18 protein-coding genes are annotated in these 21,193 nt (G+C 32.2%); 8 read left to right on the top strand and 10 right to left on the bottom strand.

Annotation, left to right across the window (positions count from 1 at the left end; all coding sequences use genetic code 11):
- Positions 1-6: 6 nt before the first annotated feature.
- Both ACKI3Q_RS03855 and hisA read right to left on the bottom strand, forming a co-directional pair.
- Positions 7-468: an adenylyltransferase/cytidyltransferase family protein gene (locus tag ACKI3Q_RS03855; protein WP_407414441.1), complete on the bottom strand. Its 462-nt coding sequence runs from the start codon at positions 466-468 to the stop codon at positions 7-9.
- Between the two features lie 4 nt (positions 469-472).
- A complete protein-coding gene (gene hisA / locus ACKI3Q_RS03850; protein ID WP_407414439.1) occupies positions 473-1,210 on the bottom strand; it encodes a 1-(5-phosphoribosyl)-5-[(5-phosphoribosylamino)methylideneamino]imidazole-4-carboxamide isomerase in 738 nt (245 codons plus the stop codon).
- Positions 1,211-1,358: 148 nt separating this feature from the next.
- Between hisA and ACKI3Q_RS03845 the strand changes: the two genes are divergently transcribed.
- The 6 genes from ACKI3Q_RS03845 to ACKI3Q_RS03820 all read left to right on the top strand — a co-directional run bounded on the left by ACKI3Q_RS03845 (position 1,359) and on the right by ACKI3Q_RS03820 (position 11,217).
- A complete protein-coding gene (locus tag ACKI3Q_RS03845) occupies positions 1,359-3,059 on the top strand; it encodes an ATP-grasp domain-containing protein (RefSeq protein WP_407414437.1) in 1,701 nt (566 codons plus the stop codon).
- A 151-nt stretch (positions 3,060-3,210) separates the two neighbouring features.
- Positions 3,211-3,915 carry an ABC transporter ATP-binding protein gene (locus tag ACKI3Q_RS03840; RefSeq protein ID WP_407414435.1) on the top strand — a complete coding sequence of 235 codons (705 nt, stop codon included), beginning with the start codon at positions 3,211-3,213 and terminating at the stop codon, positions 3,913-3,915.
- Positions 3,916-4,063: 148 nt separating this feature from the next.
- On the top strand, positions 4,064-6,322 hold the full coding sequence (locus tag ACKI3Q_RS03835; RefSeq protein WP_407414433.1) for an ABC transporter permease: 2,259 nt from the start codon (positions 4,064-4,066) through the stop codon (positions 6,320-6,322).
- Between the two features lie 289 nt (positions 6,323-6,611).
- Positions 6,612-8,306 carry an ATP-grasp domain-containing protein gene (locus ACKI3Q_RS03830; protein ID WP_407414431.1) on the top strand — a complete coding sequence of 565 codons (1,695 nt, stop codon included), beginning with the start codon at positions 6,612-6,614 and terminating at the stop codon, positions 8,304-8,306.
- A 193-nt stretch (positions 8,307-8,499) separates the two neighbouring features.
- A complete protein-coding gene (locus ACKI3Q_RS03825; protein ID WP_407414429.1) occupies positions 8,500-8,877 on the top strand; it encodes an ArsR/SmtB family transcription factor in 378 nt (125 codons plus the stop codon).
- Positions 8,878-8,895: 18 nt separating this feature from the next.
- Complete coding sequence (locus tag ACKI3Q_RS03820; protein ID WP_407414427.1) at positions 8,896-11,217, top strand: heavy metal translocating P-type ATPase; 2,322 nt, start codon at positions 8,896-8,898, stop codon at positions 11,215-11,217.
- A gap of 136 nt (positions 11,218-11,353) precedes the next feature.
- Here the strand turns inward: ACKI3Q_RS03820 and ACKI3Q_RS03815 are convergent, their stop codons facing one another.
- The 5 genes from ACKI3Q_RS03815 to ACKI3Q_RS03795 form a co-directional block, all read right to left on the bottom strand.
- Entirely contained in the window at positions 11,354-11,965 is a 612-nt protein-coding gene (locus ACKI3Q_RS03815; RefSeq protein WP_407414425.1) for an ABC transporter ATP-binding protein, read from the bottom strand.
- On the bottom strand, positions 11,955-12,902 hold the full coding sequence (locus ACKI3Q_RS03810) for an ATP-binding cassette domain-containing protein (protein WP_407414423.1): 948 nt from the start codon (positions 12,900-12,902) through the stop codon (positions 11,955-11,957). The genes ACKI3Q_RS03815 and ACKI3Q_RS03810 overlap by 11 nt, the downstream gene beginning before the upstream one ends.
- A 15-nt stretch (positions 12,903-12,917) precedes the next feature.
- Positions 12,918-13,772, bottom strand: coding sequence for an ABC transporter permease (locus tag ACKI3Q_RS03805; RefSeq protein WP_407414421.1), 855 nt, complete (start codon positions 13,770-13,772; stop codon positions 12,918-12,920).
- Positions 13,762-14,757, bottom strand: coding sequence for an ABC transporter permease (locus ACKI3Q_RS03800; RefSeq protein ID WP_407414419.1), 996 nt, complete (start codon positions 14,755-14,757; stop codon positions 13,762-13,764). Before ACKI3Q_RS03800 ends, ACKI3Q_RS03805 begins: the two co-directional genes overlap by 11 nt.
- A 71-nt stretch (positions 14,758-14,828) precedes the next feature.
- Positions 14,829-16,445, bottom strand: coding sequence for an ABC transporter substrate-binding protein (locus tag ACKI3Q_RS03795; protein ID WP_407414417.1), 1,617 nt, complete (start codon positions 16,443-16,445; stop codon positions 14,829-14,831).
- 257 nt (positions 16,446-16,702) lie between these two features.
- Between ACKI3Q_RS03795 and ACKI3Q_RS03790 the strand changes: the two genes are divergently transcribed.
- The gene (locus ACKI3Q_RS03790) at positions 16,703-18,073 is read left to right on the top strand and encodes an MATE family efflux transporter (protein ID WP_407414415.1); all 1,371 of its coding nucleotides are present in this window, start codon (positions 16,703-16,705) and stop codon (positions 18,071-18,073) included.
- On the opposite strand, the gene ACKI3Q_RS03785 is transcribed toward ACKI3Q_RS03790, so the two are convergent.
- The gene (locus ACKI3Q_RS03785) at positions 18,070-18,684 is read right to left on the bottom strand and encodes an ABC transporter ATP-binding protein (protein ID WP_407414413.1); all 615 of its coding nucleotides are present in this window, start codon (positions 18,682-18,684) and stop codon (positions 18,070-18,072) included. The genes ACKI3Q_RS03790 and ACKI3Q_RS03785 overlap by 4 nt on opposite strands.
- 1 nt (position 18,685) lies before the next feature.
- Positions 18,686-19,633, bottom strand: coding sequence for an oligopeptide/dipeptide ABC transporter ATP-binding protein (locus ACKI3Q_RS03780; RefSeq protein WP_407414411.1), 948 nt, complete (start codon positions 19,631-19,633; stop codon positions 18,686-18,688).
- Between the two features lie 184 nt (positions 19,634-19,817).
- On the opposite strand from ACKI3Q_RS03780, the gene ACKI3Q_RS03775 reads away from it, so the two are divergent.
- Positions 19,818-20,378: a GNAT family N-acetyltransferase gene (locus ACKI3Q_RS03775; protein ID WP_407414409.1), complete on the top strand. Its 561-nt coding sequence runs from the start codon at positions 19,818-19,820 to the stop codon at positions 20,376-20,378.
- Here the strand turns inward: ACKI3Q_RS03775 and ACKI3Q_RS03770 are convergent.
- Entirely contained in the window at positions 20,373-21,065 is a 693-nt protein-coding gene (locus ACKI3Q_RS03770) for a 4Fe-4S double cluster binding domain-containing protein (RefSeq protein WP_407414407.1), read from the bottom strand. The two genes, ACKI3Q_RS03775 and ACKI3Q_RS03770, sit on opposite strands and share 6 nt — an antisense overlap.
- Between the last annotated feature and the right edge of the window lie 128 nt (positions 21,066-21,193).

The raw sequence follows: 21,193 nt of genomic DNA, 5'->3' as shown, positions 1-21,193 counted from the left end.
CCCTCTCTATTCACAGTTATCTAAAATTTTTCCTTCAAAGTCAATATTTTTAATCTTTTTAATAATCTTACAACTACTATCCAATTCATCTTTATGATAAACGCTTACGCGTTGAACACGAGCTTTAAGGCCTCTTTCGTCAATAGCTTTCTGTAATTTTTCTACATTATGTGTCTGATCCGGTCCAATAGCTATTATGTCCGGGTCAATTTCTTCCACAATTTGAAAGATATTCCCGTCTTCATTTCCGAGATAAGCTTCATCAACAGGTTTTAACATTTTGATTAATTCTAAGCGTTGATTTTCACCAACAATAGGAACTCTTTTCCTTTTTTCTACTGTAGAATCTCTTGCAACTACAACATAAAGCTTAGATTTATATCCTCCAAGGTTTTTTGCTTCTTGAAGATAAATGCCATGTCCCGGATGCAATAAATCAAATGTTCCACTTGCCATTACTTTTTTCATTGTACTACCTCTTCTGGTATTTTAAAGCTTCTTTCAAATCAATTTTGTCTTTATAAAGTGCAGAACCAATAACAACTCCTTCGACACCACTTTCATTTAATTTTTTAATGTCTTCTATTGTTGTTATTCCTCCTGAATAGACAATAGGTAAATCTACTGAATTTTTAAGTTTGATTACTGGGTCGGTGTAAAATCCTCCTAAAAGGCCTTCAACATCAACGTTGGTGAATAATATGCTTCCAGCACCATGCTCTTTAAATTCATTGGATAATTCTACGGGGCTTTTATCAATTTTTTCTTGCCATCCTTTAATGACTACTTTGTTGTCTTTACTGTCTAGTGAAATCATTATTCTTTCGGAACCGTATTCTTCAGATAACTCTTCTATGGTTTTAGGATTTTCTATTCCCATGGTTCCAATAATCAATCGTTCAATATCCAAATCCAATAATTCTTTTGCATATTCAACGCTTCTGATTCCACCGCCTAACTGGATAGGAACAGAAACTTCTTTTAGTATTCTTTTTATTATCGGTAAACTGGTTTTTCCGTCAATAGTGCCATCAAGGTCAATAACATGAATATTTTTAGCACCTTCATTTTCCCAATGAAGAGCAACATTCTCCGGATTTTCGATTTCAACCATTTCACTGCCTGGTTGGCCTTGAACAAGTTGAACACACTTTCCATTTTTAATATCAACTGCAGGCATTATTAACATTTCATCTTTGTTAAATGACATTTATACCCCTAATATTTTATTATAATAATATTATCTTTTTGAAATCTTTTATAGTTAATGTTTAATGTTTTTGAAAAAATTTTTGTAAACTTAATTATAACTTATTTACTAAAAAAATAAATATGTCAATTAATTAAAAGGTGTTAACATGGAAAACATTATTGTTGTTGATTGCATATCTACTGGAATTAATTTCATAGGAGATATTATCAATAGGGGTTATAATCCAATTGTGTTGGAGTTGAAACCTTCTGAGGATATTGTTGATGAATATAATCAAAAGGTTAAGCATAATTATGATCAGATTAATGAAAAATTTGGCATGATTTATGAAAAAGATACTTATGCAGAAACTCTTGAGGCTGTTCGAAAAGTAAATCCTGTATTGATTGTTGCGGGTTGTGAAGAAGGTGTTGTTTTAGCTACAAAATTGTCTGAGGATTTATGTCTTTTAGGTAATTCCACTGAAAATATTGGTGCAATGACCTTAAAACATGAAATGCATAAAAGATTGGCTGAAAATGGTCTTCGTTATATTCGGGGAAAAGTTATTAAATCTGTTGAAGAGGCTATTGAATTTTATGATGATGAATCTTTAAAGGAGGTTGTTATTAAACCGATACGGAGTGCAGGGTCCTTTAATGTTCGAATATGTTTAAACAAGCAGGAAATGGTTGATGCAATCGAAGAGTTGATGGGCAAAAAAGGATATTATGGCGGAAATGTTCAGGAACTTTTAATTCAGGAGCGTATTGATGGGGATGAATATATTGTCAATACAGTTTCTAATGATGGTTGGCATCGTGTAACTTTAATCTGGAAATACAGTAAAATAAAAACCTCTGAAGGGGCTATGATTTATGATACGGTAGAAACTGTAAATACTTTAGGTATATCTGAAGCTGAAATGATTGAATATGCTTATAAGGTGGCTGATGCAATTGGTATTAAATATGGGCCAGTTCATGGTGAATATATGATTGATAAGGATGGGCCGGTTCTTATTGAGGTTAATTGCCGTCCATGTGGTGGTAACATGCCTGCAAAATTCTTGGATGAAATTTCTGGCCAACATGAGACAGACAGTATTCTTGATTCATATCTCAAACCTGCTCGCTTTAAACATAAAGCTTTACAAAGGTATAGATTACAGGGACATGGGGCTTTGAAGATGTTTATTGTTCCTGAGGATATTGTTGCTAAATCCTCACCAATGGTCGATATCAGCCCTAATTTGAAAAGTTATTTTAAGGCAGATTTTGCTGAAATGGCTGAAGAAGGGATATTTTATATCAAAACTAGGGATTTGCATTCAACCTGTGGTGTTATATATCTTGTTCATAAAGATAATGATGTATTGCAGAATGATATTAATTTTTTAAGAAGTCTTGAGAAATATGCATTTGCATTGGTTTTAAGTCCGGAATTAAATAAAATTAAGAAGTTGGAAGAGGATAAATTGATTAATCATCTTACAGAAGTGGTAGATACTGTTTCAGAGTTTGGAACTGGACTTTTAATAACGGACCAATTTTTGGATACCCATAATATCGTACAGGTTTGTGTAGAGGATGTCGGTAATATTAATGAGGAATTTGATTATGTCATAGTCAATTTAAATAAAAGTCTGGTTGAAAAAAAGGACCATCTTACTGTTGAAGTAATATTAAATATATTGAAACGTATTAAAGTTGGAGGAATTGTTTTCATTCCTGAAACTACTTATAAATATGTTCCTGGTCAAAGAAAGGGTATTGAAGCACTGATGATTGATTTGGACTTAAGAATTGAAGTTCCACCATATGGTGTGGAGATGGGGGTTATTGCTTCAAAAGATTTAATTAGTTAATTTTAAACTAATTACTTTTTTCTTTTTTTAAGGTCTCTTTTGAAATAATTTTTCCGATTAAGAATGTTATTATTTAGGTATGCCTAAAAATTATATATGGGATATTATATATAATATTAATATATAAAAGTAATTATTGGAGTTAATTTTAATGAGTACATTAATTGAATTTAAGGATGTTGTGAAAGAATATAAATCTGGAGACCATGTTCTTCGAGCAATGGATAATGTTAACTTTACAATTGATGAAGGAGAATTTGTTGTTATTCTTGGTCCGTCCGGAGCAGGTAAATCAACTCTTTTAAACCTTTTGGGAGGGCTTGATTCAACAACAAGTGGTCAGATTATTGTAAATGGGGAACATGTGGAAAACTTCGATGACAATGAACTAACCAAATATCGTGCTAAAAATGTTGGCTTTATTTTCCAGTTCTATAATCTGATTCCAAATTTAACCGCTATTGAAAATGTGGAGTTAATGAAAGACATTGTTGATGTAAATATCGATGGAAATGCTGTCCTCAATTCAGTTGGTTTGGGAGGTCATGCCAATCAGTTCCCAGCACAATTGTCTGGTGGTGAACAGCAAAGAGTATCGATTGCAAGAGCTGTTGCAAAGCAACCTGCAATGCTTTTATGTGATGAACCTACAGGTGCTTTGGATTCAAAAACAGGTGTCCTTATTTTAAATTTACTTCAAGAAATGAGTAATTATAGAAACACCACTGTTATTATAGTTACCCATAATGCCATCTTGGCAGAAGCTGCTGATAAGGTTATTCGCATTAAAAATGGACAAATTGAAAACATTACAATTAATGAATATCCTAAAAAAGTAGAAGACCTTGAATGGTGAGCGTATGCTTGGGAATTTTTAGGTCTTAAATCTAACGTTGATAATTTTTATCTTTTTTTTTGTTGTTGCAATAGTCGAGATATCGGTTGATTGGTGAGTTGATTAACTTCCATTAATTTTAAATCTTATTTTTTTCTTATATTATATCATGTCCTTGTTAAAAAAGATGCTTAGGGATATCAGAATTAACAAAACACAGTTCATTTCTATATTTTTAATGGCATTTCTAGGTATTTTTGCATTTTGTGGGGTTTGTAGCGAGTATTATGGTTTGGAACAAACTAGCAATGATTTTTATGCAGATACCAATCTTGCTGATGGATGGATTTATAATACCACAATTACTGATGATGCTTTGGATGATATAAATAACTTTACAGCAGATAGTGAAAGACAGTTGGTTGTCCAGTCTGTCGGTAATTTTTCCAATGATCCTGATATTACTCTACATTTTATTGAGGATAATAATATATCGAAATTTTATACAGTCGATGGTGAAGAATTCAATTCCTCTGATGATTCGGGTGTATGGCTTGATATACGCTTTGCTGATGCGCAGAACTTAAGCGTTGGGGACAATATTTCATTTGATTTCAACGGCATTGAGATTGAAAAGGAAATTAAGGGTATTGGATATTCTCCTGAATATGTTTATGAAGCTTCTCCAACATCAATCATTCCTGATTTTAAGGATATGGGTTTTGCTTATATGTCTTATGAAGCATTTCCTTCAGATATCCAATATAATGTGTTATTGGTTAAATTCAATCAATCTGTGGATGATTTTGAAAAGTCCCTTGAAGATTCTTCAGAATATTTATCATTTACAAGGCAATCTGAGCATGTGAGTGTTTCTCAGTTTAATGAAGAAATGTCTCAGCATAAGATGATTGGAAATGTCTTTCCAATTGTATTTATCTTGGTTACTTTTTTAACGCTTTTAACAACAATGACTAGGATAATTGCTCATCAAAGAACACAAATAGGTGTTTTAAAAGCAGTTGGATATAAAAATAGAAGTATAATTTTGCATTTTATGTCTTATGGATTCTGGATGGTTTTGGCCGGAGCTATTCTGGGATTGGCTTTAGGGCCTGCCATTATTCCAAATTTATTCTATCCGACCATGTCCTACAGATATTCTCTTCCTGAATGGCGTCCTGGTTTTGATATGAGCTTTATCATTGTTGCCGCTTTGATGGTATTGTCTTCACTTTTAGTTACATATTTGGCTGCCCGAAATATTTCAAAAGAAAATCCTGCTAATACGATGAGACCAAAAGCCCCGAATATATCTTCTTCAGGATTTTTGGAAAACTCAAAATTGTGGAAAAATGTGAGTTTCAATATTCGTTGGAATTATCGGGATGCCAAAAGAAATAAATTCAGAGCATTAATGGCAATCATTGGTGTAATGGGTTGTGTTGCACTTTTAGTTTCAGCATTTGGTATGAATGATTCGATGGAACATTTAAAGACATGGGAATATGATGACATCAGTCATTTTGAATCAAAACTGATTGTTGAAAGTGGCGCATCATTGAGCGATATTGACAGTGTTCGTGAAGAGGTAAATGGCAGTACAATTATGGAGCAAGCTATTGAAATAAAGGTTCCTGGAAATGAAAAGGTAGGTTCACTTCTTGCATTAAATGACACGAATCTCATATCTCATACTGATAGGAATGGAAATCCAATCAACTTATCTGATACAGACATATCCCTTTCAGCAAAAATGGCAGATAGTCTCAATGTTGGTGTGGGTGATAAGGTGGAATGGCATATTGTCGGCTCTGATAAATGGGTTGAATGTGAAGTAACCAACATCCATGGTGAACCGCTATCCCAGGGAATAATTCTATCTAAGGATAAGTTGGATGATTTAAACTTAACTTTCAGTCCTACGAGTATTATAACTTCGCAAAATGTGACTGGTGACTATGATTCCATAAAAAGTATTTCTACGTTGACTGAAATGAAGAATAGCTGGGATGAAATGACAGGCTCTGTAATGATGATGGTATCTATTTTAATATTCTTTGCTGTTTTACTGGCTATTGTCGTTTTATATAACTTGGGAATATTGTCATTTACAGAAATTGAACGTGAAATAGCCACATTAAAGGTTTTGGGCTTTAAAACGTCTGATTTAAGAAAATTGTTATTGACACAAAACATCGTATTTACTGCAATAGGATTTATTCTGGGTGTTCCTTTAGGATTTTACTTAATGACATTAATGATGGATGCAGCAGGTGAGTCTCTATATTACATTCCGTCATTGACTTGGGGAAACATCGCATTAAGTGCAGTAATAACATTTACTGTTTCAATTGTTGTCAATCTGTTATTTTCAAGTAAAATAAGGAATTTGAATATGGTTGAAGCGCTAAAGGATGTTGAATAGCATTTAATATTTCCTATAAATTTACTGATATTAATATCTTAGATAAATTAATTAGATATTATTAATAAATATTTAATCATAGAATTCAATCGATGTGTATGTTTATTATTTGATAATGATTATGGGATTATAAGTGGTGTTTACTTCATTTTCCAAATTTCAACCTGCCTGTGGGAGACATAAATGGGTTTGTTTTGGCAATATGTGGTAAATGGAATAATTTTCAAATAATTCTACCTAAAACTGGTTGGATAAGATTCAATTAGATTACAATTTGAAGGGATTTAATATGAGAAATATAATAATCGTTGAATGCATATCTACGGGCATAAATTTTATTGAAGATATAATTTATAGGGGTTATAATCCTGTAGTATTGCATTTGAAAGTTCCCGATACTGAAGAGGGAAAACATTATGAAAATTTTGTTTATGGACACTATGACAGGATAGATTATGATTTTGACATGATTTATGAGAAGGACACCTATGAAAAAACTCTTGAAGAGGTAAAGAAATATGATCCTCTTTTAATTCTTCCAGGTAATGAAAAAGGAGTAATTTTAGCTACTAAATTATCCAATGATTTAAATCTTTTATGCAATTCCATTGAAAATCTTGATGCAATGACGTTAAAAAGTGAAATGCATAAAAGATTAGCTGAAAATGGGCTTCGTTCAATTAAAGGAAAAGTTGTTTATTCTTTGGATGAGGCATTGGAGTTTTATGATGGTGAAGGTTTAAAAGAAGTTGTTATAAAACCGATTTATAGTGCGGGAGCTGCAGCAGTGCGCATATGTATGGATAGAGATGAGCTGATTAGTGCCTATGAAGTATCTTCCGGTGGCGTAAATTATTTTGGAGAAAAAGTTGACAAAGTTTTAATTCAGGAACGTATTAATGGTGTTGAATATATTGTAAATACAGTATCACATAAAGGCATACCTCGAGTTACATTGGTTTGGAAATATAATAAAATTACGGATTCCAATGGTGCTGTTATTTGTGATTCAAGCGAAACTGTAAATGAATTAAGTTTTGGCGAGGCTGAAATGGTAGAATATGCTTATAAGGTTGCAAAAGCTATTGGTATTGAATATGGTCCAGTTCATGGAGAATATATGATTGATGAAAAGGGGCCTGTTTTAATTGAAGTTAATTGCCGTCCTTGTGGTGCGAATATGGGTATTGAATTTTTGGACAGAATTTCCGGTCAACATGAAACAGACAGCATTTTGGATGCATATTTAAAACCTGAACGTTTTTATGAGCAATTAAAGAAAAGATATCAATTATATGCTCATGGTATTGTTAAATTATTTATTGCTCCTGAAGATATTTTTGCCAGCTCAGTTCCTTTTATTAATCTAGGTTATAATTTGAAGTCTTATCATAGTACTTCATTAACGAATACTGAATTTGATGAGATGCATTTCAAAAAAACTGAAGACTTGGAAACCGCTGCAGGTTATACTTATTTGGTTAATGAGAAAAAATCGCAGATATATGATGATTTAGAATTTTTAAGAGGTATGGAAAAGAATGCATTTTCATTAATTCTAAGTAATGATTCATTTGTCGCTGATTTAAAAGATGATGAAACATATATTAATGAAATTAAGCCATTGATTGAAAAAGGTACAAGATATGGAACAGGTCTTCTCGTAACTGACCAGTTTGTGGATAATATTGATACGTTTCAAATAAATAATGATAAAATTCACGAATTAAATGGTAATTTTGATTTTATTATTGTAAATTTAAATAAAAGTTTAGTTGGGGAAACTGAAGCCAATAAGGCAAAGATGATTTTAGATATCTTTTCAAAAATTAAGGTTGGGGGTGTTATTTTAATCCCTAAAAACACTTATCAATTCCTAATTAGTGGTAGGAGTGGTATGGAAGCCTTAATTAAAGTTTTAGGATATAAAGTTGAACTTCCACCATATGATGTTGAAGAGGTCATAATAGCTTCAAAAAGATGATATGATTTTTTTGGATGATTTAATTATTTATCATCCTTTTTTGTATTAAATAAGTATATTAATAATGAATCTTTTGGTTTTTCTAATTAATTTCTCTTTTTTGAATAACATATCATAATATTGTGATATGACAATATTTATATATATAAACATTATAAATTATTAACTAGATATAATTTAATGGGAATAAAAAATGACAGACAAAGATAATCTAGAAAATAACGAAAATGATGTATGCGAAGTATTTGACTCTCATGAGGATGTTATCGAACGTGTACAAAAACGTATGATTGAAGAAGACCAATATTCTGAATTATCTGAGTTTTTCAAAATATTCGGTAATCCTACAAGATTGAAAATACTTTCATTACTCGCTATTGAAGATTTATGTGTTTGTGACATTTGTAAAGCATTAGATTTAAATCAAACTACTGTTTCAAATCAATTAAGAATATTGAGAGCAAATAATATTGTAAAATATCAGAAAGAAGGTAAAATGGCAAGATATTCTCTTACAGACCTTCATATAGAAATGATATATAAGGTTGGTTTGGAACACATTTTAGAATAAACTTTGATGGTGTTTAAATTGAATAAAAATGAGTGTTATGAACCTGATTGTGAGATATGTGATTGTAACAATCCAGAACATTATAATTTCATTTGTTTTGATCCTGATTGTAATGATGTTCACTGTGAAAATCATCAACATTATGAAAAGCAATTATTAAGGGATTTTCAAGAAAATACTGATTTAAGTATTCATGATCACAGAGAAAAAATTGATTACGATGAAGATGTGGATATAAACCTTTGTGCTTGTCCTGATTGTGATGATGATGACGACCATGACCATAATCATCATGAGCATGAGCATAGTCATGAGCATGAGCATAGTCATGAGCATGGCCACAATCATCATAATCATGATGATGCTGATATTAGTCTTTGTGCTTGTCCTGATTGTGATGATGATGACAATGGACAGGACTCCGGTGACGGGGATGATGAATTATTTGCTGAAGGAAAACCATTAATAGCCAATAGGCCGATACAAATCATCCTTGCAAGCGGCATATTATTTGCTTTAGGCCATATTTTTGAATGGTTATCATTCAGTCCTACTGTTGTAACTATTACCTATGTTGCAGGTGCTATTATTGCAGGTTATGAAATAGCTATTTTAGCTTATAAATCATTAGTTAAAAAACATACTGTTGGTCCTGCAATGTTAGTATGTATTGCTTGTGTTGCGTCATTTATTATTGGGCATCCTGAAGAAGGGGCTGCTGTTACTTTCCTTTATTACATTGCAGAATTTTTAGAAGACTATGCTGAAGATAGGGCTAAACGTTCAATTAAATCTTTAGTTGAAATCGCTCCAGATACTGCGAGAGTCAAAGCTGGAGATAAAGAAGAAGTTAAAAACGTGGATGAAGTAGATATTGGAGATATTGTTATTGTAAAACCTGGGGACAAAGTGCCTTTGGATGGTGAAGTCATTTCAGGTTCATCTTCAGTTAATCAAGCTTCAATCACTGGTGAAAGTGTTCCGGTTTTAAAAAAGGTTGGAGACAAAGTATTTTCAGGAACAGTTAATGAAGATGGATACATGGAAATTAAAGTAACAACTGCAGCTAAGGACTCTGTTATTTCAAAAATTGTAACATTGGTTAAAAGATCTCAGCTTAATCGTTCTGAAACAGAGACTATGGTTGAAAAAATTGCTAAATATTATACTCCTATAATGATGATTGGTGCAATTTGTGTTGCACTTATTCCGCCGTTGCTCCTAGGACAAGACTTAATTGATTGGGTTTATAAGGCACTTTCACTATTAGTAATTTCCTGTCCATGTGCATTTTTAATTTCAACACCTGTCGGAATGGTGTCTGCTATTACTTCAGCCACCAGAAATGGTGTTATTATTAAAGGAAGTACTTATGTTGAGGAAATGCGTAATATTAAAGCAGTAATCTTTGATAAAACAGGTACTTTAACTGAAGGGAAACTTAAATTAAGTCAAGTCAATGTTTTAGATGAAAATTATTCTGAAGAGGATATTGTTAAAATTGCAGCTTCCTTAGAGCATGAATCATCTCACCCAATTGCTAAAGCAGTTGTTGACTATGCAGATGAAAATGATATATCTCTTTATTCAACTGAAGACTTTAAGAATGTTCCAGGTAAAGGAATTATCGCTACCATTAATGGCGAGCAATACTATGCAGCAAATGAAGCTTTAATTGAGGGAAGTTCATTTGATATTTCAAGAGATGAAATTAACAGATATTATGGTGAAGGCAAAACTTTGATTTTCATTGGAAATTCCAAAGAAGTTTTAGGTATCATTACAGTATCTGACAAGCTTAGGGATAATGCTTCAGAAGTCATTGCCGATTTAAAAAATCAAGGTGTAAAAACTTTCATGCTAACTGGTGATAATAAAGGTGCTGCAAAAAGCGTTGCATCAGAAATTGGTGTTGACTATGTTTATTCAAATCTGATGCCTGAAGATAAGTTAAACATCCTGGATACTATCAGAAATAAATTTGGTGATGTAGCTATGGTTGGTGACGGTATAAATGATGCACCTGCTCTGGCTCGTTCAAATATTGGTATTGCTATGGGTGCAGCAGGTTCTGACGTAGCTATTGAAACTGCAGATGTTGCATTGATGCAGGATGATATTTCAAAACTACCTTATTTATTTTCTTTAAGCCGTAAAACAATGGGTATCATTAAACAGAACATTTCTCTTGCTATCATAATAAAATTATTATGTGTAGTACTTGCATTAATGGGAATTATCACATTAATGATGTCTGTTGGTTTTGGAGATTTGGGATTAACATTGTTTGTTATCTTAAATTCATTTAGAATTGGATTAGTGAAAGATCCACTATTCTAATTTATTTTCTTTTTTTTTAATTAATAACCTAATCAGACCCAAAAATAATGATTTAATATATACAATATAAAAAAGAAAGAACTAGAATTATTCCTATTTAAAATACAAAAAAATAAAAAGAAATAATCTCAAAAGATTAGAGATTATTAATTTCATCAAATTTTAAAATATCGTCGCATATTACTTCAAGTAATTCTTCATCATGACTGACTGCCAATATTCCAATATTGTTGGATTTGCAGTGATTGATGAGTGCTTCCCAGATTTGTACCTGTGTTACTGCATCAAGCATTGTACTTATCTCGTCAGCTATGATAAATTTTGTTTTTGGATTGAGGGCTCTTAATATACTAAAACGTTGTAGTTCCCCACCGGAAAGTTCATTGGGCCAGCGTGTCAGCCAGGTGTCTTTAAGGCCAAATGTGTCTTTTAATTCTTGGGGTGGAGTCCATGGTTCATTCAATACTTTTTCCATTTTCCATTTTGGATTCATGGTTTTTTCAGGATGCTGAAAAATTAATTGTACGGGATAATAGCCTTTGTCTGGAATTTTTTGATTATCCATAGTTACTTCACCGGAATAATTGTTAATGTAACCGGATAATATTTTACATAATGTACTTTTTCCGCTACCGCTATCTCCCATTAAACCTATTATTTTATTACTATTGAGGGATAATGAAACATCTTTCAATATCTCCCTTTTTTTAGTATATGAAAAAGAAATATTATTCGCTTTAAGATCCATCATTAACCTCCTCATAATTAAAACATCTAACCATTACTCCATCATGGTTGACTAGTTTTGGCTTGTTATTTTCACATTTGTCTAGGCGTACCAGACAATTTTCATAATATGGACATCCAGCAACTTCATTCAATGGTTGAACACCTTCAGTTAGATTGAAACCATTTCTTGGCAATGATTCAATTAAAGCTTTGGAATATGGATGCAATACTTTTTCAGCATTTTTGAAGTTTTCTGCTGTATTTATTTCAATAACATAACCCGAATAGAATATAGCAATTCTATCTGCAGTTTTTAAAGCAACATTAATTTCGTGAGTAATCAATAAAATGCCTTTGTTATTTTCCTTTAAATTTTTTATATCAGTAATTGTTTCTTCAACACTTTTTTTATCGAGGCCGGGGGTTGGTTCATCAGCAATTAATAAATCAGGATCACCTATTAATGCCGTAGATAATAATACTTTCCTGGCCATTCCTCCAGACAATTCAAAAGGATATAAATCATCTACACTTTCATCCAATCCATATTTGCCGAATATTTCTCGTTGCCTTATTTTTTTCTCTTCATGCTCTTTTTCATCTTTACATTCACCAATAGCCTGTTCAGATACTTTCATGAGAGGATCTAAGAAATTCACGGATTGTGGTATTAAGCAGATTTCTTCTCCCCGTAATTTTTCCTTCAATTCCTGGTCTAGAACTTGTCCTTTATATTTTATTTCTCCTTCTACATGGGAGTTATAAGGTAAAATTCCTAAAATTGAATGGGCTAAAAGACTTTTTCCTGAACCGCTTGAACCTAATACTGCAACAATCTCGTTTTCATTAACATCTATTGATAAATCGGATATGACTTTTGTATCGTGCCTATTTAATCCTTGAACATATTGTGTAAAAGATATTGATAAATTATTTACTTCTAATAGTTTTCCCATAATATCACCAAAAATCTATTTATTTGCCTGTGAAGGATCAAATAACCGTTTTAAATTATCTCCTATAATATCAAATAATAACACAACTATTACTAATGCTGCACCAGGGAATAATGCTAACCACCATGCTCCCATTGCCAGGTATTTCATTGATTCAGATAAAATTATACCAATGGCCGGTTCGTGTGGTGATAAACCAAATCCTAAGAATGTTATGCTTGATTCGTGCATGATTGCATGTGGAAATACAAGTAATGTTCCTACAAATATTTGGGATAATACCAACGGCAATATGTGTTCTTTAGCTATCCACAATTTGCCTTTACCGAACTTCTTGGATAATGCAACATATTCTGATGTGTTGATTTGAAGAACTTCCGCTCTCAATACTCTTGTCAAATTCACCCAATGTGAAAATGCTACTGCCATTGTCACACCAATTGCACCCTTACCCAATGCAATAGATATCATCATAAGTAACAATATGTGAGGTATTGATGCAAATAAGTCTATTAACCATGATACTACTTCATCAGTAAATCTGTTAATACTTGCAATAAATGCTAAAATTGTAGCTATTATACTAGAAATTATTGAAGCACCTATTCCAATCATAATACTTAAGCTCAGACCTTTTAGGGTTCTTGTGAACATGTCTCTACCCATCCAATCAGTACCGAAAATATGTTGGAATGACGGAGGCTGCATTTTGGTGGTAAAGTCTGTAGCTATATTTGGATCAATACTCATTCCGCAAATGAAAATGACTAATAATAAAAATCCCGTGATTCCTATAGTTAAAAGAGTTTTTTGCCTTAAGTTTAGGGAACTGAATAATCCTCTATTATACCATGGTGTTTCACTCATCATCTTCACCCCTTATTCTTGGATCGACATATTTGTAGATTATATCTGCAATAAGGTTTCCTGTAAATACGAATATTGCACTGATAATTACGATACCCAATAATAATGGGACATCTGACCTTAATCCTGCGGCTACTGTAGCTTGACCGATACCGGGATATGCAAATACCTGTTCAACAAGGATTGTTCCACCAAATAATTCATTGAATGATAAGAACTGGATTGAGATTGCAGGGAGTAAAATGTTTCTGATTCCATGATTTTTTATTATTCCCCAGAAACTTTCACCTCTTGCCTGTGCAAACAAGAAATAATCACTATTTTTGATGCTAATAAGTTTATCTCTTGTATACATAGTAAGGGATGCAATTCCTACAATACTTAATGTTATTGCGGGCAATATTAGTCTGTATAGCCATTGCCAAAACGTTACTGTGTCTGATAATTGCCCAATAGGAACTGAAAGTCCTATAGGGAACCAACCTAATTCTACCGCAAAAACCATCAGGAGCACTAATCCTATCCAAAAAGTAGGTGTGGACTGTAATATGTAACAATAAGTTTTAATGGCTTTATCTGCCAAGCTTCCTTCTTTTGCACCTGCAATTATACCTAAACCAAAACCTACAATTCCGGATATTATCCATGAAACTAACATTAAGGTTAATGAAGATAAGAATTTTTGTGCAATTACTTCGGTTACAGGTACTTTATAAATTAATGAATAACCCATACTTCCGGAGGCTAATGTTTGAAGCCATCCTAATACTCTTTCTCCTAACGATAAATTCGTTCCCCAATATTCTCCTAAAATAGCTAATTGCTCTTGGCTAACAAATCTTTGGCCGAGATATGCTTTTACTGGGTCAATAGGAGATAATTGTATCATTATAAAACTGATTGCTGCGATAACGATTATTAAAATTAGTAGTCTAATAGCTTTTAATCCAAGAAATTTGACTAATTTTTTACTGTTAATTTTAATCATCTCCAGCGTGTCTAAATTTTTAAAAAAAGAAATAAAAAATGATTTATAAAAATAAATCATTTATTAAATAGTTATTTTTGTGTACTGTTAGTCTCAATACGTTTCCAATCGTAGATGTTACCCCAGATATCTCCACCGTGTGGATAAATGAGGTGGGTACTATTGGAAATATCTAATGAATCACTTACAAAGTATGTATAATCCATTGTTCCTATCCATAAGTATGGGAAGTGTGTGTTTGCTTGTTTTGCAGCTTGAGACCAGGTAGGGTATGAACTATTTAACTCTTGTCCCATTGCTGAGTCAATTAATGTATCTACAGCACTATCATTGAGTATTTCTGGATTATCGTATCCTTTTGCAGCAAATCTTGAATCATATTGATGCTGGATTGCCATTGGGTCTGCTGAACCGAATCCCCATACAATAGGTTGTTGGAATTTAATTGGGTCCATGTCGTCCCAACTTCCACCTACTGGAGTAATGTTTATACCAATGTCTTTGGCTTGTTCAGCAACGGCTACTGCAATTGCTTGTCTTTCAGATGCTTTTGAATTATAGTAGATTGAAAATGAAGCAGGATGTCCGTTTTTCTCTACTATTCCATCACCATTTGTATCGTTCCAACCAGCTGCAGCTAAAACTGCTTTTGCTCCACTAACGTTACCGTCTTTGTAGGTTGTTTCAAATGCCCAAGGTAATTGACCTGCTACACCATTGTAGGATACATTACCGTATCCATTTAATGCACCATCTACTAATGCTTGTCTGTTTATACCGATAGATAATGCTTCTCTTATAGCAGGATCTGCAGTTACATTGTTACCATAGGTTAAATTATCGTCACCGATTTTTTTTCCAGTATCATTTTGTGTTGGTAGGGAAATTCCACGTACATCAATAGAATCGAAGTATTCTAAGTGGTATCCTTCTACGGTTTCATTTGCATATGATACAGGTACTTCAGCTATATCCACATCTTTATTTTTAACTGCTGCAAAAGCTGCATCAGGGTCAAGGAAAAGGTTAGTTATTTTTTTGAAGTAAGGTTCTGGTCCATAATAATCTGGGTTTCTTTCTAAAATGAATTGTTGTCCTTTATCCCATTGGGCTAATTTATAAGGGCCTGAACCGATTGGGTTTTGACCATATGAATCTTCATTATAAGTTGCTGCAGGTACTATTCCCACATCAGTTAATTTGTTTATAAATGTTGAATCTGATTTGTTGAGTGTAAATACAACAGTAGTGTCGTTAGTTGCTGTAACATTTGAGAGGGAACTTAAATCTGCACCTTCACCTAATTGTTTTGTTTTATTGTATGAAAATGCTATGTCTTTAGCAGTTAAATGACTGCCGTCTGTGAAATTAACATCATTACGTATGTTTACTGTATATACTTTAAAATCGCTTGAAACAGTGTAGTCTGTAGCTAAATCGCCCACTATTGTGTTATTTGCGGTTCTTTTAAAGACCGTACTTTGTATAAGAGGGTCAGTTCCAGAATCGTGGTATCCCCAACCGTGCATAGGGTCGAAACCAAATTCTGGTTCTTCACCGTGAGCGGCAACACAAGTTACTAATTCGTCAGGAGCATGCTGTGTATTTCCTCCACCTAAAGCATATGCTCCAATACCAAGTATAGCAATAACTGCTATAACTGCACCGATAATAATTTTTGTGTCCATTTTTATTTCCTCATTTGTATTGTCAATAATCAATATTTTATTACTAAAATACTGAAAATTAATATATTAGTAATACTATTTATTATAAAGATATTACTATTTATTATATTAATTATTAAACTATTTAAAAATTGCTATGGTGCTAAAAACATTTGTATTATTTTTTTTACTTGCTTTGTTCTTTTTTGTAGAATTTTGTAAAAAAAATGTTTTTTAATAATTAGTTTTATATCAAATAAATTTCAATATTTACTCACATGTTAAGTAATGATTCATATAACAGTGTAGACATAATGCTTCAAAATCCTAAAAAAGCATTAATTAAAATGTCTGTGCCTTTGATTGTTTCATTGCTCATTACTAGTTTTTACAATTTGATTGATGCAGCATGGGTGTCCGGTCTTGGTGCAGATGCACTAGCAGGTGTTGGTTTTTTCACACCAATATTTATGATTCTGGTCGGTTTTGGAAATGGTTTAGGTTCGGGTGCTGCTTTTGCATTATCAAAATATCTAGGTGAAAATAATAAACAAAAAGCAGATAATGCATCAGTTCATTCTATTATAATCAATATTGCAGTATCATTTATTATGACTCTATTGCTGCTGATTTTATTAAATCCCATTTTAAATGCTATGGGCGCAGGCCAAACTATCGGTTATGCTACTGATTACGGAGTAATTGTTATTTTGGGATCAGTTTTCATTATTCTTTCAAATGCGTTATATGGTATTTTTAGAGGTGAAGGTGATACAACAAGGCCAATGTATGCTATGATACTTTCAGCTATTTTAAACATGATTTTAGACCCTATTTTTATTTATAATTTGAATTTGGGTGTTAAGGGTGCAGCTATTGCAACAATAATTTCATCAATATTTGTAATTTTAATTTTGCTGTATTGGTTTTATTCTAAAAAGGATACTTATTTAAAGCCTAATTTTTCTAATTTTACTTTTAATAAGGATATTTCAAAAGATATAATTAAAGTTGGTATTCCGGCAAGCATTCAACTTTTGAACAATGCATTTTTTGCAGCAGTCTTTTCTGCACTTCTTGCTTTTGTCGGTTCAACGGATTCTGTTGCTGTTTATTCAACTGGCTGGAGGATTGTTATTGTTGGTACTACTCCATTACTTGCCATTGGAACTGCATTAATCAGTGTGATAGCAGCCAATTATGGTGCAAGAAATTATAAGAATATTCAAATTGCTCACAGATATGCAATGAAAATTTCAATAATCATTGCAGTTATCGTCGCTATTTTAACCAATGTATTTGCGGGAGATATTGCATCAGTATTTGCATCCAGCGGCAGCAGCGTGAGAATTGCACCGGAGTTAACCAGTTTTCTTTCCTGGATTGTGATATATTATCCAACAATGGCCGTTGGAGTAGCATCTACTTATGTTTTTCAGGGTATTGGAAAAGGAATAACTGCAATGTTTCAAACAATATTGAGAGAAACAGTGTTTACAATATTTTTTGCGGTTTTGTTTGCTGTTGTTTTAGGATATGGTGTATGGGGAGCATGGATGGGTATTGTTTTAGGTGAAATAGTTTCAAATAATATTACAATGATTTGGGCTGATTATGTGATAAAAAAATTAATCAATATTAATGGTTAGGCGCCATTAATATCCTTTAAATAAATTCTGTCATCACATATGGTATCCACTAGATCCATATCGTGACTTACAAGTAAGAATCCCATATTTCTCTTCTTAACTATTTTTAAAACGGAATCTAAAATTTGTACTTGAGTTATTGCATCAAGCATTGTTGTCATTTCATCAGCTATTAAAAATTTTGTTTCCGGATTTAGGGATCTTAAAACAGAAAATCTTTGAAGTTCTCCTCCGGACAATTCCTGTGGAAAACGTGTTAGCCATGTTTTTTGAATACCAAATTCGGATAATGTTTCATCATCAACATCCCATGATTCTTTTAATACCTGGTTCATTTTCCATTTTGGGTTCATTACTTTTTCAGGGTGCTGATAAATTAATTGTACAGGTTTAAATCCTTTTTTAGGTAATGGATTCCCATCAAAAGTTACACTGCCTTCATAGTTTGTAACATAACCGGATAATATTTTACATAATGTTGATTTTCCACTTCCACTATCTCCAATTAAACCCATGATTTTGTTGTTATCCAATTCTAGATTGATATCTTTTAACAGGTATTCTTTGGCTGAAGGGTATTTGAATGAGATATTTGTTGCTTTAAGTTCCATTTTATGCACCTTCCTCATATTTGAAACATCTGATTTTCTTATTTCCAAGACTTATTAGTTTAGGTCTTTCATTTTTACATCTATCAAATGCCATTTCACATCTATTATAATAAGGACAGCCTTCAGGTATTTCGCCATGTAATGGCTGATGGCCTTTTGTCAGTTCAAATCCGTTAGCAGGCAGTGCTTTATAGAGTGATTTTGTATATGGGTGGAGTAAGTTTTCTCCATCTCCTGAGAAATCTTTGTTTTCGGCGATTTCTATCACATAACCGGAATAAAATATACCGATTCTGTCTGCAATTTCAAGTGCGGCATGAATATCGTGTGTAATCAGTAAAACGCCTACGCCATCCTCTTTCATATGTTTGAAGTGATTCAACGTTTCTTTAACTGTCTTCTCATCTAAACCTGGAGTAGGTTCATCTGCAACGACTAATTTTGGATCGGATAATAGGGCTGTTGATACAAGCACGCGTCTTGCCATTCCTCCAGATAATTGGAATGGATACATTTCATCAACTTCGGGACCTAAATTATAATGTTCAAATATTTCTCTTTGTTTGGCCTTTTTTTCTTTTTTTTCAGCATCACTTTCAGTTTTACCGATGGCTTGATCAGATATTTTCATTAATGGGTCTAAGAAATTCACTGATTGGGGTATCAATGTTATTTCTTTTCCTCTAAGCTCTTCTTTGTCTTCCTGTGATAATTCTTTTCCTTTGTATTTTATTTTTCCATTTAAGTTTGCATTTTCAGGTAAAATTCCGAATATTGCATGAGCAAGTAAACTTTTCCCAGAACCGCTTGATCCTAAAATAGCTAAAATTTCACCTTCGGACACATCCAATGTTAAATCTGTAATTACTTTTAAATCACGTTGATTTAGTCCTTGTACATATTGAATAAATGAAATTGATACATTTTCAACGTCCAATAACTTTTCCATTTTTTTTCACCCAGTTAATATTAAATTTGAAAAGGTACTGTAATCCTACTTGATAAATTTTCAAATAATAATCTTTAAATAGTATTTTGTACCTTATCAATATTAAAGTTATTCAAAATTTACTAAAAAGTATTACTCTTTTAGTAAATCATTATATATAAAGTATTACTTTTATGGTGTCAATATGAAAGTTACTATAAAAAAACTAATCAACAACTCAAATATGATTAAGGATGTTCAAAAATTCTTATTTGACCAAATAAAAAGAGAATTTGGATACGGTTACGTTCCTGAATGGCATCAAGACATTATGAATATGAAATCTTATTATATTGTTCCTGAAAGAAATAATTTTTTTGTAGCATATAATGAAAACTGTGAAATTATTGCAACAATTGGTATTAGAGCATATGATAAGGATTTTCCAGAGTTTAGAAATATATACTCAAAAAACACCACTTCAAGTATTTGGAGATTATTTGTTGATAGAAAATACAGGCGCTGTGGTCTTGCTTCAAAAATGTTTAGTGTTGCTGAAACTTTCGCTAATAGATGTGATTATGAAAAAATTTATTTGCATACTCATAAGACCTTGCCTGGAGCTATTGAATATTGGACTAAAATGGGCTTTATTATCATGTTGGATTCAAATGATGAATTGGAAACAGTTCATATGGATAAAAAGATTCAAGGTATGGAACTAGATTACCATTCATCTATTTTTCAGTATGCTGTCATGTTATGATTTTTTAATGAATTTTTGTGTATGTGGACAAGCATAAATGCATTTACCACATACTGTATCTTCTTTTCCTAAGTTTTCATATGATACTTTAAGTGCATATTTTTCACATTTTTTATCATCGTAAAAATCATTTCTTTTAAGTTTATAATTCCATTCTTTTCCACTAATTGCACCGCCAGGGCATGCATCCATACATTCTGTGCATTTTCCACATTTGGACTTAAGTATGGGTTTTCCCAAATCAAGTGGCGCATTTGTTAGAACAGAAGATAATCTTAAAGCTGATCCGAATCCGTTTGTCGTGAATAATGCAGATTTACCAATCCACCCTAAACCTGCACGTGTAGCTATTGTTTTGTGAGGTAATTCAAAGCTATTATTTTCACCAAAATCAGTACCCAATCTCTTTTTTGTTTGGGCATATGCATCATATCCATTATCAATTAAGAATTTTTCACATTTCATTCCCAGTTCATCTAATCTTGTATTTAAGCTTACCAATTCATTAACATACTCTTGAGTTGGAGCGTTTTGCATATTTTTAATGATTTCTTTCGGATAAGTTATATAAAAAACAACTCCATTATTTAATCCTTTTTTTGGTGTACAGGCGCTAATATCAGCATAACCTACTGTTGTTGCACCATTTTTAAGTAAATATTCTGTTAATGTATTGGATAATGACATGATTTTTAATGTTTCTTTTTAATTTTATATTAAATTAATTATTACTTGTCAATTTTTTATAATCATTATTGAATTTATATTTTTTTTCTTATTTTTCATATATTTATATAATTTTAGTTTATAAATAG

The organism is Methanobrevibacter sp., from assembly GCF_045636185.1.
In the GTDB taxonomy this organism is placed as follows: domain Archaea; phylum Methanobacteriota; class Methanobacteria; order Methanobacteriales; family Methanobacteriaceae; genus Methanocatella.
The sequence above is the reverse complement of the archived record's forward strand: the minus strand, read 5'-3'. Positions and strand labels throughout refer to the sequence as shown.

Coding starts and splice junctions, on each gene's coding strand:
- ACKI3Q_RS03845 (WP_407414437.1), top strand. CDS start 1,359: ATGGAAAACATTATTGTTGTTGATTGCATATCTACTGGAATTAATTTC.
- ACKI3Q_RS03840 (WP_407414435.1), top strand. CDS start 3,211: ATGAGTACATTAATTGAATTTAAGGATGTTGTGAAAGAATATAAATCT.
- hisA (WP_407414439.1), bottom strand. CDS start 1,210: ATGTCATTTAACAAAGATGAAATGTTAATAATGCCTGCAGTTGATATT.
- ACKI3Q_RS03810 (WP_407414423.1), bottom strand. CDS start 12,902: ATGGGAAAACTATTAGAAGTAAATAATTTATCAATATCTTTTACACAA.
- ACKI3Q_RS03780 (WP_407414411.1), bottom strand. CDS start 19,633: ATGGAAAAGTTATTGGACGTTGAAAATGTATCAATTTCATTTATTCAA.
- ACKI3Q_RS03830 (WP_407414431.1), top strand. CDS start 6,612: ATGAGAAATATAATAATCGTTGAATGCATATCTACGGGCATAAATTTT.
- ACKI3Q_RS03795 (WP_407414417.1), bottom strand. CDS start 16,445: ATGGACACAAAAATTATTATCGGTGCAGTTATAGCAGTTATTGCTATA.
- ACKI3Q_RS03790 (WP_407414415.1), top strand. CDS start 16,703: ATGTTAAGTAATGATTCATATAACAGTGTAGACATAATGCTTCAAAAT.
- ACKI3Q_RS03825 (WP_407414429.1), top strand. CDS start 8,500: ATGACAGACAAAGATAATCTAGAAAATAACGAAAATGATGTATGCGAA.
- ACKI3Q_RS03835 (WP_407414433.1), top strand. CDS start 4,064: ATGTCCTTGTTAAAAAAGATGCTTAGGGATATCAGAATTAACAAAACA.
- ACKI3Q_RS03855 (WP_407414441.1), bottom strand. CDS start 468: ATGAAAAAAGTAATGGCAAGTGGAACATTTGATTTATTGCATCCGGGA.
- ACKI3Q_RS03815 (WP_407414425.1), bottom strand. CDS start 11,965: ATGGATCTTAAAGCGAATAATATTTCTTTTTCATATACTAAAAAAAGG.
- ACKI3Q_RS03785 (WP_407414413.1), bottom strand. CDS start 18,684: ATGGAACTTAAAGCAACAAATATCTCATTCAAATACCCTTCAGCCAAA.
- ACKI3Q_RS03775 (WP_407414409.1), top strand. CDS start 19,818: ATGAAAGTTACTATAAAAAAACTAATCAACAACTCAAATATGATTAAG.
- ACKI3Q_RS03800 (WP_407414419.1), bottom strand. CDS start 14,757: ATGATTAAAATTAACAGTAAAAAATTAGTCAAATTTCTTGGATTAAAA.
- ACKI3Q_RS03805 (WP_407414421.1), bottom strand. CDS start 13,772: ATGATGAGTGAAACACCATGGTATAATAGAGGATTATTCAGTTCCCTA.
- ACKI3Q_RS03770 (WP_407414407.1), bottom strand. CDS start 21,065: ATGTCATTATCCAATACATTAACAGAATATTTACTTAAAAATGGTGCA.